Source organism: Hymenobacter rubidus, from assembly GCF_016734815.1.
Lineage (GTDB): Bacteria > Bacteroidota > Bacteroidia > Cytophagales > Hymenobacteraceae > Hymenobacter > Hymenobacter rubidus.
Genome location: NZ_JAERQF010000024.1, coordinates 61,929 through 78,387, shown reverse-complemented (window position 1 = coordinate 78,387; position 16,459 = coordinate 61,929). Strand labels below are relative to the sequence as shown.

Below are 16,459 nucleotides of genomic sequence, written 5' to 3'. Positions count from 1 at the left end.
AAAAAACTCCCACCCAAATTTTTCACTCATGAAAAAACATTTTCTTCTGCTTTTGCTGCTGCTTCTTGGAAGCATCGGCTTGGCGGCGGCCCAGAGTCGTCAGATTAAGGGCACTGTGAAGTCGGCTGAAGGCGAAACCCTGCCCGGCGTAACAGTGCTGGTAGAAGGCACCACCAACGGCGCCTCGACGGGCGCTGACGGCGATTACAGCATCACGCTGCCCACCGGTAGCAACAATGCGACCATCCGCTTCAGCTACGTGGGCTATGTATCGCAGGCTATCAAAGTGGGTAGCCAGTCTACCATCAACGTAACGTTGGCTTCCGACAGCAAGCAACTCGATGACGTTGTGGTTATTGGCTTCCAAGCTGTTGAACGCAAAGATGTTACCGGTTCCGTGTCTTCGGTAGGCGCTCAGCAAATCAAGGATATACCCGTCAACTCGGCAGCAGAAGCATTGGCTGGCCGCCTGGCCGGTGTGCAGGTAACGGCATCAGAAGGCTCGCCGGGTGCCGATATCCGCATTCGGGTGCGGGGCGGTGGTTCCGTAACGCAAGACAACTCGCCGCTTTACGTAGTGGATGGGGTGCAGGTAGAAAACGCTTTGTCGGTGCTTTCTCCCCAGGATATTCAGTCAATCGACGTGCTGAAAGATGCATCGGCCACCGCCATCTACGGTGCCCGCGGTGCCAATGGGGTGGTCATCATCACCACGAAAAACGGCCGTGAAGGCAAAACCACAGTTGCCTACAACGGCTTCATGGGCATTCGCAAAATCGCCCGCACCCTCGATGTCCTCAAGCCGGCCGACTATCTGGATTACGCTTATGAGCGTTCGGCCCAGGCTGGTAGCGCTGGTCTGAGTACATTCAAGTCACGGTACGGAACGTCCAACTTCTACAGCGATACCCTGAACCAGTACAAGAACGCGCCTTTCATCAACTGGCAGGACCGGGTGTTTGGCCGTAACGCCTTGTACCAGACGCACAACGTTTCGGTGTCGGGCGGTACCAAAGGCACCACCTACAACCTGAGCCTGACCAATAACCAGGAAGAAGGCATTCAGCAAAGCTCGGCCTTCGTGCGCAACCTGGTGAGCTTCCGTTTCGACCATCAGGCAAGCGAAAAATTCCGTCTGGGCTTCAATTCCCGTTTTAATGACCAGGTAATCAGCGGCAACGGTACTTCCAGCTCGGGCTCGACCACCACGTCGCGCCTGCGGAGCGCGGTGCAGTATTTGCCCATCAATGCTACGCTGGCCAATGGCATATCGCCCGGCGATGACGTAGTAGACAACGACTTTTTCAGCACATCGGCCCAGCTCATCAACCCGCTGGTCGCCATCGAAAACGAGTACAAGCGCGACCGCCGCCGGCTGTTCAACATCAGCGGGTACGCAAGCTACAATTTTACCAAAAACCTGGCCTTCCGTTCCACTGCCGGTTTCGACAACAACAACAACCGGGTCGAAACCTTTTATGGCTCGCAGTCGCCCAACGTGTTCGGTAACCTCGGCGGGCAGCCTTCGGCTTCCATCGCCTTCTCGGCCCCGATTACCTTCAACAACTCCAACGTCCTGACTTACCGCTACTCCAAGGGGCAGCACAAGTTTGATGGGGTAATTGGCCAGGAGCTTTACATCCAGAACACCCAGACGCTGAGCATTCAAACCAACTACCTGCCGTCGAACATCACGCCCGAAAAGGCCATCAACAACATCAACCAAGGCGTACTGCCGTCAGCTACGGCCCTGCAGCCCAACCCCACTACCGGCCGGCCCATCGACTCGCGCTTGCTGTCGGGCTTTGGCCGCGTCAACTATTCGTTTGCTGACAAATACCTGTTCACGGCTACGTTCCGGGCCGATGGCTCGTCGAAATTTGCCGAGGGCCAGCGGGTAGGGTACTTCCCGGCTGCATCGGTGGCCTGGCGTGTTTCGAGCGAGGAGTTTATGAAGTCCTTTAAGCAGATTACGGACCTGAAGCTGCGCGCCAGCTACGGCCTGTCGGGCAACAACCGCATCAGCGACTTCCTCTACGATACGTACTTCACGTCGGGAGCCCAGTACGCTATGAACCATACCATCGTCAACGGGGTATCGGCAGTTGCCTTGGCCAACCCCAACCTGAAATGGGAAACCACGGCCTCCACCAACTTGGGCTTGGACATTGCCTTGTTCGACAACCGGTTGCAACTGACCGCCGATGCTTACTACAACAAAACGTCGGACCTGCTGCTGAACCTAAGCATTCCTTCTACCTCCGGCTACACCACGCAGCTGGCCAACGTGGGGTCTACTTCCAACCGGGGCATCGAGTTGCAAGCTACCGGCACCATCATTCGCACGCCAGACTTCAGCTGGACGGCCAACGCCAACATCTCGTTCAACCGCAACCGCGTCGAGAACCTGGGCGGCGGCACTTACCCGCTACAGTACTCGGGCTGGGCCAGCACGGCCATTTCGTCTGACTACGCTGTGCGGGTAGGCGAGCCAGTGGGACTGATGTACGGCTATGTGACCGACGGTTTTTACACCACGGCTGATTTCAAGGGGTACGATACCACGACGAAAACCTGGATTTTGAAGGATGGGGTGGCCAACGACGCAACGGTTATCGGAACGGCCGTATCGCCGGGACAACTCAAGTTGAAGGACCTGGATGGCAGCGGCACCGTGAACGAAACCGACCGTCAGGTGATTGGCAATGCCAACCCAAAGAATACGGGGGGCCTGAACCAGCAATTTTCCTATAAAGGGTTCGATGCCAGCATCTTCATGAACTGGAGCTACGGCAATAACGTTTGGAACGACAACAAAATCGAGTACACGACCTACCTGGCAAACTCGCAGTTTGCCAACGGTTTGGAAATTATGAAAGACCGGTACCGGACCATTGACCTCAAAACCGGTCAGGCCATCACCGACATAGCACAGCTCGACGCCCTCAATCAGAACGCCACGATTTGGGCGGCCCCGCGTCAGCTCATTCCGCACTCCTGGGCGGTGGAAGATGCTTCTTTCCTGCGCATCAACAACGTAACGATAGGCTATACGCTGCCCAAAGCCTTGATTCAGCACGCGAAGCTTTCCCAGTTCCGCATCTATGCCACCGTGAACAACATCTACACGTTCACCAAATACACCGGTTTCGACCCGGAAGTGAACACGCGCCGCGGTTCGCCGCTGACTCCCGGTGTGGATTATGCCGGCTACCCGCGCAGCAAAGCGTACCTGGTGGGTGTAAATCTTTCCTTCTAAGCCTTCGAATTCCCATGAAAAAAGCATTTATCCGGCCGGCTATTGCCGCCCTGCTGCTCATCAGCGGCGCCAGCTTGTTGTCGTGTAAGGATTACCTGAACGTGACTCCTACGGCCTACAGCACTTCCGAAGAAACCTTCAGCACCGTCGACGGGGCTACCACCGCCGTTATTGGCGCCTACGACATGTTGTCCGGCGATACGGGCTACGGTAACCGCCTGAGCAGCTATTTCCCCTTCGACTCCGACGAGATGGTGGGTTCTATTGGTGCTTCCGACGCCGGGCGTCGGGGCATTGCCCGCTACTCAGCCATTCCCAGCAACTCCGAGGTGAACAACCCGTGGGTTAACCTGTATCAGGGCATTGAGCGCGCCAATATCTGCCTCAAGTTTATTCCACAGTCATCCAAATACACGGGCGGGTCGTCCGCTGAGCAGGCATCCATGAAGCGCCTCTATGGCGAAATGCTGGCCTTGCGCGCGCAGTATTACTTTGAACTGGTACGGAACTGGGGCGACGTGCCCGAGCCCCGCACGGCCTCCGTGACGGGCCAGGATTTTAACCTGTACCGTACCGACCGTGACTCGATATACGCCCATCTCGTCAAAGACTTGGCAGTAGCGGAGAACCTCGTGCCGTGGCGCAGCGACAACGGTGCCATCAGCAACGAGCGGTTTAGCAAAGGGGCTATCAAAGGGCTGCGGGCTCGCATTGCCTTGTTCCGCGGCGGCTGGTCGATGGGCGTTGATGGGCAGGAGCGTCGGGCTGCTGATTACCTCGACTACTACCGCATCGCCCGCACCGAGTGCCTGGACCTGATGAACAACCGCACCCAGCACACGCTCAATGCAAAGTTCGATGCGCCTTTCCGGAGCATTGCCAACATTGACGGAGCGGCTGCCAATGCCGCCGACAATGCCCACGAAGTCATTTTTGCAATCGGCGCAGGGGGCGCCAGCGCCCAGTCCGACTCCAAGCTGGGCTACTACAACGGCCCGCGCCTGACCGGCTCGCCCACGTTCGGCCAGTCGAGTGGTGCCATCACCATCGTACCCACCTACTTCTATGCTTTCGACTCGACCGACACCCGCCGCGATGTGACTGTCACGCCCTACGTGATAGACGCTACCGACACCCAGAAAGGCGCTACGCTGCTGTCCACGACCGATGGCAAGTACCGTCGCGACTGGCGTTCACCGGCGTTGAGCAGCACCACGCTGCAATCGCTGAGCTTCGACTGGATTGTATTGCGCTTCTCCGATGTGTTGTTGATGTATGCCGAAGCCGAAAACGAGCTCAATGGCCCCAGCAGCAGCGCCGTAGCGGCGCTGATGGAGGTGCGTCGTCGGGGCTATGGAACGGCTACTGCCCCGGCAGTATCGACGGCTTCCAAAGCAGCATTCTTTGATGAGCTCACGAAAGAGCGGTTTGTTGAGTTCGGTGGGGAGGGCATTCGCAAATACGACCTGATTCGCTGGAACTTGCTTACGGCTAAAATCGCGCAGACCCGGCTCGACGTGACGGCTATGGCCGACCAAACGACGGCCAGCCGCTACTCCTACGTGCCGTTGAAAATGTACTTTACGTCTGTTACCGGCTCTACGTCGGGACTTCGCTGGGCGCGCTCGTTTTACAAGCCGGCGCCTGCCACCGCGCCTACCGGCACCACCGCGGTTAACTGGCGTTCGAGCATTACCACGGCATTTGTGACCACCAACTGGGCGGCCGGCTACACCCCGCTCAAGCAAGTATTGCCCATCCCGCAGACTGCACGGGACAACAACCCTAATCTGACGCAGAACGCCGGTTACTAACATAAACAGCCTTCGGTATCGGCGTCCGGCGCCTCAAATCACAGCACATGACTACATCACGCGGCTCGCTTTTGCTACTACTGGGCTTGGCAATGGGCAGCTCTTGCACCGCCCGGCCCCCGCAGGAAAAACCAGCCAGCCAGCCTGCAGCGGCTGCAGCCCCTGCGATTTCTGTGACCGAGCAGGCAGCCATGCAGGACAGCACCGCCGAAAAGATGCTGGTGTTCCAGCGCGCGATAGGTGGCTGGCCCAAGGCGGTAGGCAGTAAAAAAGTCGACTACAAGCACCCGCTAAGCCCGGCTGAGCGGGCTGCTACGCTGGCCGACAAAAACCGCAACGACGCCACCATCGACAACAACGCCACAAGCCGCGAAATCATCTACCTGGCCCAGGCGTACCAAAAAACCAACAACCCGGCCTACCGCCAGGGCGCCGAAAACGGCATCCGCTTTTTGCTGAAAATGCAGTACGCCAACGGCGGCTTTCCGCAGTATTACCCCGATTTCAGCAACTACCGCCACCAAATTACCTACAACGACAACGCCATGATTCGGGTGTTGGAAGTGCTGCGCAGCGTGGCCCGGCAAAAAGCGCCATTTACTGGCCTCGATGCCGCGCTGCCGGCGCAGGCGCAGGCTGCCGTTGACAAAGGCGTTGACTGCATCCTGAAAACGCAATACAAGCGCAAGGGCGTGCTGACTGCCTGGTGCGCGCAATACGACGAAAAAACGCTGCAGCCGGCTAAGGCCCGTGCCTTTGAACTGGCCTCGCTGAGTGGCGACGAATCGGTGGAAATTGTGCGGTTTCTGATGGGCGTAGAGAACCCATCGCCGGCCGTGAAAACGGCTATTGAAAGCGCCGTGGCCTGGTTCGAAAAGGTGGCCATCAAGGGCATGACCGTGAAGGAAATTGCCGCTCCGCAGGAGAAGTCGGGCCGCGACCGGGTGATGGTGCCCGAAGCGGGCTCCACCATCTGGGCGCGCTTTTACGAGCTGGATACCGACCGGCCCATTTACGTGGGCCGCGACAGCCAAGTGCATTACCAGCTCAGCGAGATTGAGAACGAGCGCCGCGCCGGCTATCTCTACGCCGGTACTTGGCCCGAAAAATTATTGACCAAAGATTACCCAGCCTGGCAAAAGCGGGTGAGTACGGGAGAGAAGAAGTAAGCCCCGACTCTAGTTTCGCCCAAGCACTAACCATTAGTCTCATTGTGATACATGGACACTCTGAATAAACAACGGGCCTTGGCCGCGCCCAGCACGACGGCCCCAGTGTCCTGGCCCACGGCCGAGCTACTGGCCCTCCCCGAGAAGGTACTGCAATTTGGCACCGGCGTGCTGCTGCGCGGCCTGCCCGATTTCATGATTGACGAAGCCAACCGCAAGGGCGTGTTCAACGGCCGCATTGTGGTGGTGAAGAGCACCGATGGCGGCGACGCCACCGCCTTCGAGCGCCAGGATGGCCTGTACACGGTGTGCATCCGCGGCGTTGACGACGGCAAGCCCGTGGAAGAAAACGTGGTGTGCAGCTGCATCAGCCGCGTGCTGTCGGCCAAAAGCCAGTGGGCCGAGGTACTGGAATTCGCCAAAAGCCCCGACCTGCAAGTCGTCATTTCCAACACGACTGAGGTTGGGATTCAGCTGGTGAACGAGGACATTCACCTCACGCCGCCGTCCTCGTTTCCGGGCAAGCTGCTGGCCGTGCTCTACGCACGCTTTGAAGCCTTTAAGGGCGACCCCAACCGCGGTTTGGTGGTGGTGCCTACCGAACTAATTCCCGACAACGGCCGCAAGCTCGAAGCCATTGTGCTGGAGCTGGCGCACCGCAACGACCTTGGCAGCGCCTTCATCGACTGGCTCGAATCGGCCAACTCGTTCTGCAATACGCTGGTCGACCGCATTGTGCCGGGCAAGCCCGACGATGCGACCTATGCGCAATTGCAAGCCGACCTCGGCTATAAAGACGACCTGCTGACCGTGGCCGAAGCCTACTCGCTCTGGGCCATTGAGGGCAATGACCGGGTGAAGGAAGTCCTGTCGTTTCATCCGGCTGCCGGCGTAGTGATTCGGCCCGATATCACATTGTTTCGCGAGTTGAAGCTGCGCCTGCTCAACGGCACGCATACTTTGAGCTTTGCCTTGGCCCACCTCATGGGCTGCACCACCGTGCGCGAGGCGCTGGAGGACGAGGGCCTAGCGCGCTTTATCCACAACCTGATGCTGGCCGATTTGCTGCCCGGCATCCCGTATAATGTGGATGAGAAAGTAGGCCAGCGCTTTGGCATGCAGGTGCTCGACCGCTTCCGAAACCCCTTTCTGGAGCACCGCTGGCTGTCCATTGCCATGCAGGGCACCATGAAAATGCAGATGCGCAACGTGCCCACACTGCTGCATTATTACCAGCAGCACAGCGCCGTGCCGCACTACATTGCTTTGGGCTTTGCGGCCTACCTGCTGTTCATGCGCAACACGGCCACCGGTCCAAGCACGGGCGAGGGCGAAGCCAACGGCAAGTCCTACACCATTCAGGACGACCGCGCCGGCTACTTTGCCGACCTCTGGGCCCGCTTTTCGCCGGAGGAACTGGCCACGGCCGCACTGCGCAATACCGCGCTCTGGGGCACCGACCTCACCCGCCTGCCTGGTTTTGCCGAGAAGGTGAGCCAGTACCTGACGCAGTTGTTGGAAGAGGGCGCCCCGGCTACCTTGGCGGCGTTTTTCACCAAAAAAACAGCTCTGGCCAATTAATTTCAACCAACCGGTCAACGTGCACATCTGCCGTCGGCGCAAAAGAAACGCCTGTCTGAGGAGTAATTCGACTGATTGAATTAGTTATGGTAGGAGCGACGCTTGCCTACGGCGACCGATGGTTCAACTTCGCTCCGCATAACGTTTTAAAGTAGAAAACTGTGAAACATCAAGTTGCCCGCATTCACCCCGCCGATAACGTACTGGTTGCCTTAGTCGACCTGCCGATTGGCACCGAAGTGCCTTGGGAAAATGGTTTTGTGACCACTAGCGAAGCCATCCCGGCCAAGCACAAGCTTGCACCCCTGGGCCTGACCGCTGGCCAGACCGTCACCATGTATGGCGTACTGGTGGGTACCGCCCGCGAGGACATCCGCCCCGGCGGCCGCCTCACCACTGCCAACATCAAGCACGCCACCAATAGCTACGACGAGCACGCGCAGAAGCGCGCCGCCTGGCAGGCCCCCGATGTAAGCGCCTGGCAGGAACGCACGTTCCAGGGCTACCACCGCGCCGATGGCCGCGTGGGCACAGCTAATTACTGGCTGGTGATTCCGCTAGTGTTCTGCGAGAACCGCAATATCCAAGTGCTGCAGGATGCCTTGATAACCGACCTTGGCTATGCCCGCCGCAAGAACTACCAGCCCGAAACCCGGAAGCTGGTGGAGCTGATGCAGGCCGGCCGCTCGGTAGAGGAAATTCTGAGCGCCGACCTGGCCGCTGGCGAAGACGCGGCTCGCAGCACGCGCCCGTTCCCGAACGTGGATGGAATTCGCTTCCTTTCGCACGAAGGCGGCTGCGGCGGCATCCGTCAGGACGCCCAAACGCTTTGTGGCCTGTTGGCTGGCTACATCACGCACCCCAACGTGGCCGGTGCCACGGTGCTCAGCCTCGGCTGCCAGAACGCGCAGGCCAGCATGCTCCAGGACGAAATTGCGAAGCGTGACCCGAACTTCTCGAAGCCGCTCTACATCCTCGACCAGCAGAAGCTTGGTACGGAGGAGAATCTCATTAGCACAGCCCTGCGCCAAACGTTTGCGGGGCTGATGATTGCCAACCAGGCCCGCCGTGAGCCTGCTCCGCTGAAGGCCCTCAACATTGGCTTGGAATGCGGCGGCTCCGACGGCTTCTCCGGCATCTCGGCCAACCCGGCCCTGGGCCACGTTTCCGATATGCTGGTGGCGCTGGGCGGCTCCGTCATCCTGGCTGAGTTCCCGGAGCTGTGCGGCGTGGAGCAAGAGTTGGTGGACCGCAGCGTAGAACCTGCCATTGCCGAGCGGTTCAGCAGCCTAATGAAGGCGTATGGCGACAGCGCCATTGCCGTGGGCTCGGGCTTCGACATGAACCCTTCGCCGGGCAACATTCGCGACGGTTTGATTACCGACGCCATGAAGTCGGCCGGTGCAGCCCGTAAGGGCGGTTCGTCGCCCGTAGTGGCCGTGCTCGACTACCCGGAACTGGTAACCAAGCCCGGGCTGAACCTGCTCTGCACGCCCGGCAACGATGTAGAATCGACCACGGCCGAAGTAGGCTCAGGGGCGAACATCGTATTGTTCACCACGGGCTTGGGCACGCCCACCGGCAACCCCATTGCTCCGGTTATCAAAGTAGCCAGCAACACAGCCCTCGCCAAGCGCATGCCCGACATCATTGACCTGAACACCGGAACGGTGATTGACGGCGAAGAAACCATCGAGCAAGCCGGCGAGCGCATTCTCGATTACGTCATCCGGGTAGCCAGCGGCGAAGAAGTAGCTGCCGTACGCCACGACCAGACCGACTTCATTCCGTGGAAGCGGGGGGTAAGCTTGTAATCAATTCGTGTCTGTCATCCTGAGCAGCGCGAAGGACCTTCTTGCCGAGGTACAGGTGGCAGTAATTATTTGCTACTGCTACCGTGATAAGGTCCTTCGCTGCGCTCAGGATGACAAATGCTACTTATTTGCGCAACCGTTTTCGTTAATAAATCCCGAAAGCAAGAGCCTTTAAAACCAATACGGCCCTAGCGGAGGCCTACCTTCGGGTCCCGAAGCATCTGCACTATCAGGGTTCCCACCCATCCTAAATTCTCGTTGCTTATGAAGCCTTTCCTCTCCGACGATTTTCTGCTGCAAACCGCTACGGCCAGCACACTCTACCACGAGTATGCCAAGCAGATGCCCATCATCGACTATCATAACCACCTGCTGCCCGACCAGATTGCGGAGGACAAGCAATTCGAGAATATCACCCAAATCTGGCTCTACGGCGACCATTACAAATGGCGCGCCATGCGGGCCAACGGCATTCCCGAGCGTTACATCACCGGCGATGCTTCGGACTGGGAAAAGTTTGAGAAGTGGGCCGAAACGGTGCCCTACACGCTGCGCAACCCCTTGTACCACTGGACGCACCTGGAGCTGCGCCGTTATTTCGGCATCACCGAGCTGCTGAATAAGGACAGCGCCCGCCGCATCTACGACGAGTGCAACGCCAAGCTGCAAACGCCGGAATACTCGGTGCAAAACCTGCTGAAAATGATGCAGGTGGAAACCCTTTGCACCACCGACGACCCTGCCGACTCGCTGGAGTACCACAAGGCGCTGGCCGCCTCCGGCTTTGCCGTGAACGTGCTGCCCACTTTCCGCGCCGACAAGGCAATGGCTCCGGAATCTGCCGCAGCATATAACCAATACCTCGATAAGCTGGGTGCAACTGCCGAAGTGGAAATCCGCACGTTCGCCGACCTCGAAAAGGCCTTGCGTCTGCGCCACGATTTTTTCGCTAGCGTGGGTTGCCGCTTGTCGGACCACGGCCTGGAGCAGATTTACGCTGCCGGCTACACCGATGCGGAAATTGACGCCATCTTCGCGAAAGTGCGCGGCGGCGCGGAGTTGACTGCTGATGAGTTGCTGAAATTCAAATCGGCCATGCTGGTGCTGCTGGCCGTGCTGGACTGGGAAAAGGGCTGGACGCAGCAGTACCACATCGGCGCGCTGCGCAACAACAACTCCCGCATGCTCCGTGAGCTGGGCCCCGACACGGGCTGGGACAGCATCGGCGACTTCTCGCAGGGCCGCGCCCTTTCCACCTTCCTCGACCGCCTCGACGGCCAGGACAAGCTGGCGAAAACCATCATCTACAACCTGAACCCGGCCGATAATGAACTGATTGCCACGATGATTGGCAATTTCAACGACGGCTCGGTGGCCGGTAAGATTCAGTTCGGCTCCGGCTGGTGGTTCCTCGACCAGAAGGATGGCATGGAGAAGCAGATGAATGCTTTGAGCAACATGGGCTTGCTTTCGCGCTTTGTGGGCATGCTCACCGATTCGCGCAGCTTCCTCTCGTACCCGCGCCACGAGTATTTCCGCCGCGTGCTCTGCAATCTGCTCGGCAACGACGTGGAGAACGGTGAATTACCCGCCGACCTGGAACTGCTGGGCACGATGGTGCAGAACATCTGCTACGGCAATGCCAGCGAGTATTTCGGCTTTGGCAAAGTGGCCGAAGCAGCGGCCGTAACGGCGTAATTAAGGCGTAATTAATTTATAAAAGCACGTCATGCTGAGCGTAGTCGAAGCATCTCGCGTGTGGTAGTAACTCAATCGTTGAACGATGCGAGCGAGATGCTTCGGCTACGCTCAGCATGACGTTCTTCTAAGTCCCCAAAGCATGAAGCAAGTTGTCACGTTCGGCGAAATCATGATGCGGCTGTCGCCGCCGCTGAACTACCGGTTCGCGCAAACCCAAAGCCTGGAAATCGTTTACGGGGGCGGCGACGCCAATGTGGGCGCCTCGCTGGCCAGCTTGGGCGTGCCTGCCGCTCACGTTACCTGCTTCCCGGCCAATGACCTGGGCCATGCGGCCGCCCAGCATTTCCGCGCCCTGGGCGTGAACATGGATGCCACCGTTTACAAGGGGGACCGTCTGGGGCTGTATTTTTTGGAAGTAGGCGCAGGCATGCGCGCCAGCAAAGTGGTGTACGACCGGGCCAATTCGGCCTTCGCGCACCTCGACCCGGCTGCGTTTAACTGGGATGAAATCCTGAAAGATGCCGGTTGGCTGCACTGGACGGGCATCACGCCCGCCATCTCGGCCACCACGGCCGAGGCCACGCGCCAGGCCATTGCCGCCGCGCGCCGCTTGGGCATCACCGTTTCGGCTGATGTAAACTATCGCCGCAACCTGTGGCAGTATGGCCAAACGGCGCAGGCCGTGATGTCGGAGCTGGTGGAAGGCTGCGACGTGGTGGTGTGCTCCGAAAACGACGCCGAGGACCTGTTTGGCATTGTCCCGCTGCCGGGTACCGACAACAAGTTCGTATCCGTGGCGCAGCAGGTGATGGCGCGGTTCCCACAAATCAAGCAGGTAGTGACTACCCGCCGCAAAACCCACAGCGCTTCGCACAACGGGCTGAAAGGTGTTTTTTACGACGGCCAGCAGTTCCTCGAAACCGTCACCTACGACATCAACCCTATTGTGGACCGCATTGGCGGGGGCGATGCCTTCATGGCCGGTTTTATCTACGGCTCGCTCACGTACAATAACCCGCAGCAAGCCCTTACCTTCGGGGTAGCTGCATCGGCCCTCAAGCACACCATCCACGGCGACATCAACCTGGTAACGGTGGCTGAAGTCGAAGAAATCATGAAAGGCAACACAAGCGGCCGACTACTTAGATAGTTAGCTATTGGCTGATGGCAGTTAGCTGTTAGCTTTTTCCGTTATTTCAATTATGCAGAACACTAACAGCCAACAGCTAACAGCTAACAGCTCAAAATTGGATACCCTTGCCACGCTGTTGCGCTACCCGGTAGTGCCGGTGTTTTACCACGCCGATGTGGCCTATGCGCAGCGCATGTTGCAGGCTTGCTACGCGGGGGGCATTCGGGTGTTTGAATTTACCAACCGGGGCGAGAATGCATTGGCCGTTTTCAGTGAGCTGCAAGCCTTTGTGCAGGAAAATTGCCCGGACATGGTGCTGGGCATTGGCACGCTTTTCACGGCCCAGCAGGCCGAGCAGTTCATTGCGGCCGGTGCGGCGTTTGTGGTGCAGCCCTGCGCCACGGCCGAAGTAGCCGAAGTGTGCCGCGCCCACGACATTCCGTGGCTACCCGGCGCCCTCACCCCCACCGAAATCTACCAGGCCAGCAAAATGGGCGCAGCCGTGGTGAAAATATTCCCCGGCAACATTGTAGGCCCAGACTATGTGAAAGCTCTGCGCGGCCCCATTCCCCACATCAAGCTCATGGTGACGGGCGGCGTGGAGCCTACCGAAGCCAGCGTCAGTGCCTGGTTTGGTGCGGGCGTGAATGCGGTCGGGATGGGCTCGCAGCTCTTTAAAAACGCCGACGATACCGATGCCTTATCCGCCAGCATCAGTGAGCTGATGCAGTTTGTCGAAACCCTGAAGAAATAAGACGTACCGGGCCGGGGCTTGCGCCCTGGTCTGTTTCCCGCCGCGAGTATTGCCCCTGGCTTAAAATTCCCGAACTCGATGATGCCTTCGCCCACCCAATTGCCGCCCGCTTCCCCGCTGGCGACGGCAAATGCCGCCATCGGCAAATACCGCTGGACTATTTGTTCGCTGGTATTTTTCGCCACCACCATCAACTACCTCGACCGGGCAGTTATCTCGCTGCTGAAGCCCTACCTGGAGAAGGAATTCCACTGGAATTCGGGCGACTACGCCAATATCGAGCTGGCGTTCAAAGTGGCTTATGCATTTGGCATGATGGGCGTGGGGCGCATCATCGACAAGCTCGGCACCAAAATGGGCTACGCCCTCTCTACCTTCCTGTGGAGCTTGGCGGCCATGGGCCATGCCTTGGTAACCACCACGTTAGGCTTTAGTGTGGCGCGGGCTTTTCTGGGCATCACGGAGGCCGGCAATTTCCCCGCCGCCATCAAAACCACCGCCGAGTGGTTCCCGCAGAAGGAGCGGGCGCTGGCCACGGGCATCTTCAATTCGGGTTCGAACGTGGGGGCCATCGTGGCTCCTATTGCGGTACCCTTTATCGCGGAAAATTACGGGTGGCAGTGGGCTTTCATCATCACGGGGGCACTGGGCTTTGTCTGGCTGGTATTGTGGTTTGTGGTGTACGAAGTGCCCGCCCGGCATGCCAAGCTCAGCAAAGCCGAGTTCGACTACATCCACACCGACGTGGACGATATGGCCGCCGTGGCGGTCGAAAACGAGGCTAAAATCACTTGGACCCAATTGTTGAAAGTCCGGCAGACCTACGCCTTCATTTTCGGCAAATTCCTGACGGACCCCATCTGGTGGTTCTACCTGTTCTGGTTGCCCGATTTCCTGACCAAGCAGTACGGGCTGAAAGGCACCCAGATTTCGCTGCCGGTGGCCATTGTGTACATTCTGTCGAGTGTGGGCAGTATTGGCGGCGGCTGGTTGCCGATGCGATTCATCAAGAGCGGTATGCCAGCTTTCCGGGCCCGCAAAATGGCCATGCTGTTCATTGCCTTCTGTGTGCTGCCCATTGTGTTTGTGCAGTACCTGGGGCAGATTGACATGTGGCTGGCCGTGCTGGTTATCGGCATTGCGGCGGCGGCGCACCAGGCGTGGAGCGCCAATATCTTCTCCACGGCATCCGATATGTTTCCCAAGCGGGCCGTGGCTTCGGTCACGGGTTTGGGCGGCATGGCCGGCGGACTCGGGGGCATCCTGCTCACGGCCTTGGTGCAGAAGCGCATGTTTGTGTACTACGAAAGCATCGGGCAGCTCAACAAGGCCTATTTCATCATGTTCCTCATCTGCGGCGGGGCCTACCTGCTGGCGTGGTTGCTGATGCAATTCTTTGCGCCCCACATGAAAATGGTGCGCTTCGACGAGTCGGATAATGCCTAGCCGCCGACCTTATTCTGGTAGTTAAAAACGGTTTGTCTCTGCCGTTGCCCTCCAGCAGCGCGGGACGCTACATGCCTCCTTCAGCCCATCACCCTTATGAGCAGCGTTGAGAATGACATCAAAGCATTGGAGCGGCAGCGCTTTGATGCTCAAGTAAGTAAAGACCTCGGAGTACTGGATAAGATATTTGCCGACGACTTGGTTTATACCCATTCCAACGGCTTGGAGCACAACAAGGCCGAATACCTGCAAAGCATTCGGGACGGCAGTAGCGAGTACCTGCATGTCGACATTGAAGCCCTGGCCGTGCGCCCCTATAATGACGGCAACACGGCGGTGGTGAACGGAACAGTCCTCATCACGCTGCCTGCCAAGCCCGACGGCAGTACCAATTCCACCCACATCAAGTATGCGGTGGTGTACATCAACAAGCCATCCCACGGCTGGCAGTTGGTGCTGTGGCATGCTCAGAAACAAGCTTTTTAGAGCGGTTGTCGGGTTGGTGTATAGTAGCGCGAACTGTGCAGTTCGCGTCCTAGAACGAGCTAGCGGCGCGGGGACGCGAACTACACAGTTCGCGCTACTGACTGTCGTCTGTATACCAACTTGAGAACCGCTTTAAATTAAGCGGTTGCGGAAATGAGCGGTGCATTTCGTGGCACGAGCTGCGCACCGGCTCATCCGTCACTTATTCTCATTTGATTATCGAAAAATTCTTACCCAACCCTATGTCTCCGTCTAAGGAAAATACATTGGCCACCCCGGTCGGTACCACGCTGGAACGCTACATCAACCGCAAACAGTCAGAATTCGCCTATGCGACCGGCGAGCTGAGCCAATTATTGCGCGACATTGCCCTGGCTGGCAAAATCGTAAACCGGGAAGTAAATCGGGCGGGTCTTTCGCGCATCACAGGTGCCATGGGCGAGAAAAACGTGCAGGGCGAGCAACAGCAGAAGCTTGACGTGGAAGCCAACATTCGCTTCGTGCGGGCCCTCACCAACGGCGGCGAAGCCTGCGCTGTGCTCTCGGAAGAAGACGAGGAGATTATTCAGACCGGCAACCATTACGGCAAGTACGTGGTGGCCATCGACCCGCTTGATGGCTCCTCGAATATTGACGTGAACGTCAGCATCGGGACTATTTTCAGCATTTACCGCCGGGTGTCACGCATTGGCGGGCCGGCCCGTAAGGAAGACTTTCTGCAGGGCGGCCGGGCCCAGGTAGCCGCTGGGTACATTTTGTACGGGTCCAGCACCATGCTGGTGTACACCACCGGGCACGGCGTGACGGGCTTTACCTACGAAAACTCGTTGGGTGAATTCTTTCTCTCGCACCCCGATATCAAAATTCCCCGTCAGGGCCCGGTATTTTCCTGCAACGAAGGCAACTGGTTTGATTACCCCGAGTTTGTCCGCACCTTCCTGACTACCTGCAAGGAGCGCCGCCTTTCGGCTCGCTACGTAGGCTCTCTCGTGGCCGATTACCACCGCAACCTGTTCACGGGTGGCATCTACCTCTACCCGCCCACCGTGGCCAAGCCCAGCGGCAAGCTGCGCCTGCTCTACGAAGGCTACCCCCTAGCTTTCCTCATTGAGCAAGCCGGCGGCATGGCCGTGACCGGAGCCGATGTGGTGCTTGACGTGCACCCCACCGCCGACCTGCACCAACGGGCTCCGCTCTTCGTGGGCTCGGCTGAGCTGGTGCAGGAGTTGCAGGCCGTGGCTGCGCTGTAGGACCCTATTGCTGCACCTAAGTAGTCAGCCTGACGGCCTTATTGAATTAGAGC

11 protein-coding genes are annotated in these 16,459 nt (G+C 58.4%); all 11 read left to right on the top strand.

Translation table 11 applies throughout. From position 1 onward, the window contains the following. The first annotated feature begins 28 nt into the window (after positions 1-28). The 11 genes from JKL48_RS15850 to fbp all read left to right on the top strand — a co-directional run bounded on the left by JKL48_RS15850 (position 29) and on the right by fbp (position 16,406). Entirely contained in the window at positions 29-3,259 is a 3,231-nt protein-coding gene (locus JKL48_RS15850; RefSeq protein WP_201984193.1) for a SusC/RagA family TonB-linked outer membrane protein, read from the top strand. Between the two features lie 14 nt (positions 3,260-3,273). After that, positions 3,274-5,073, top strand: a complete 1,800-nt coding sequence (locus tag JKL48_RS15845; protein WP_201984192.1) for a RagB/SusD family nutrient uptake outer membrane protein — start codon at positions 3,274-3,276, stop codon at positions 5,071-5,073. 47 nt (positions 5,074-5,120) lie between these two features. Then, a complete protein-coding gene (gene pelA, locus JKL48_RS15840; protein ID WP_236668843.1) occupies positions 5,121-6,242 on the top strand; it encodes a pectate lyase in 1,122 nt (373 codons plus the stop codon). A 51-nt stretch (positions 6,243-6,293) separates the two neighbouring features. Further along, a complete protein-coding gene (locus JKL48_RS15835) occupies positions 6,294-7,823 on the top strand; it encodes a tagaturonate reductase (protein WP_201984191.1) in 1,530 nt (509 codons plus the stop codon). 161 nt (positions 7,824-7,984) lie between these two features. Continuing rightward, positions 7,985-9,637 (top strand): UxaA family hydrolase, encoded by a 1,653-nt coding sequence (locus JKL48_RS15830; RefSeq protein ID WP_201984189.1) that lies wholly within the window; start codon positions 7,985-7,987, stop codon positions 9,635-9,637. Positions 9,638-9,901: 264 nt separating this feature from the next. After that, positions 9,902-11,335 carry a glucuronate isomerase gene (uxaC, locus tag JKL48_RS15825; RefSeq protein ID WP_201984187.1) on the top strand — a complete coding sequence of 478 codons (1,434 nt, stop codon included), beginning with the start codon at positions 9,902-9,904 and terminating at the stop codon, positions 11,333-11,335. Positions 11,336-11,477: 142 nt separating this feature from the next. Then, positions 11,478-12,488, top strand: coding sequence for a sugar kinase (locus JKL48_RS15820; protein ID WP_201984184.1), 1,011 nt, complete (start codon positions 11,478-11,480; stop codon positions 12,486-12,488). 97 nt (positions 12,489-12,585) lie between these two features. Continuing rightward, entirely contained in the window at positions 12,586-13,224 is a 639-nt protein-coding gene (locus JKL48_RS15815) for a beta/alpha barrel domain-containing protein (protein ID WP_236668842.1), read from the top strand. A gap of 78 nt (positions 13,225-13,302) precedes the next feature. Then, on the top strand, positions 13,303-14,670 hold the full coding sequence (locus JKL48_RS15810) for an MFS transporter (RefSeq protein WP_317191954.1): 1,368 nt from the start codon (positions 13,303-13,305) through the stop codon (positions 14,668-14,670). 96 nt (positions 14,671-14,766) lie between these two features. Beyond that, positions 14,767-15,156 carry a nuclear transport factor 2 family protein gene (locus tag JKL48_RS15805; RefSeq protein WP_201984178.1) on the top strand — a complete coding sequence of 130 codons (390 nt, stop codon included), beginning with the start codon at positions 14,767-14,769 and terminating at the stop codon, positions 15,154-15,156. A 242-nt stretch (positions 15,157-15,398) separates the two neighbouring features. Further along, positions 15,399-16,406, top strand: coding sequence for a class 1 fructose-bisphosphatase (fbp, locus tag JKL48_RS15800; RefSeq protein ID WP_201984176.1), 1,008 nt, complete (start codon positions 15,399-15,401; stop codon positions 16,404-16,406). Positions 16,407-16,459: the final 53 nt, after the last annotated feature.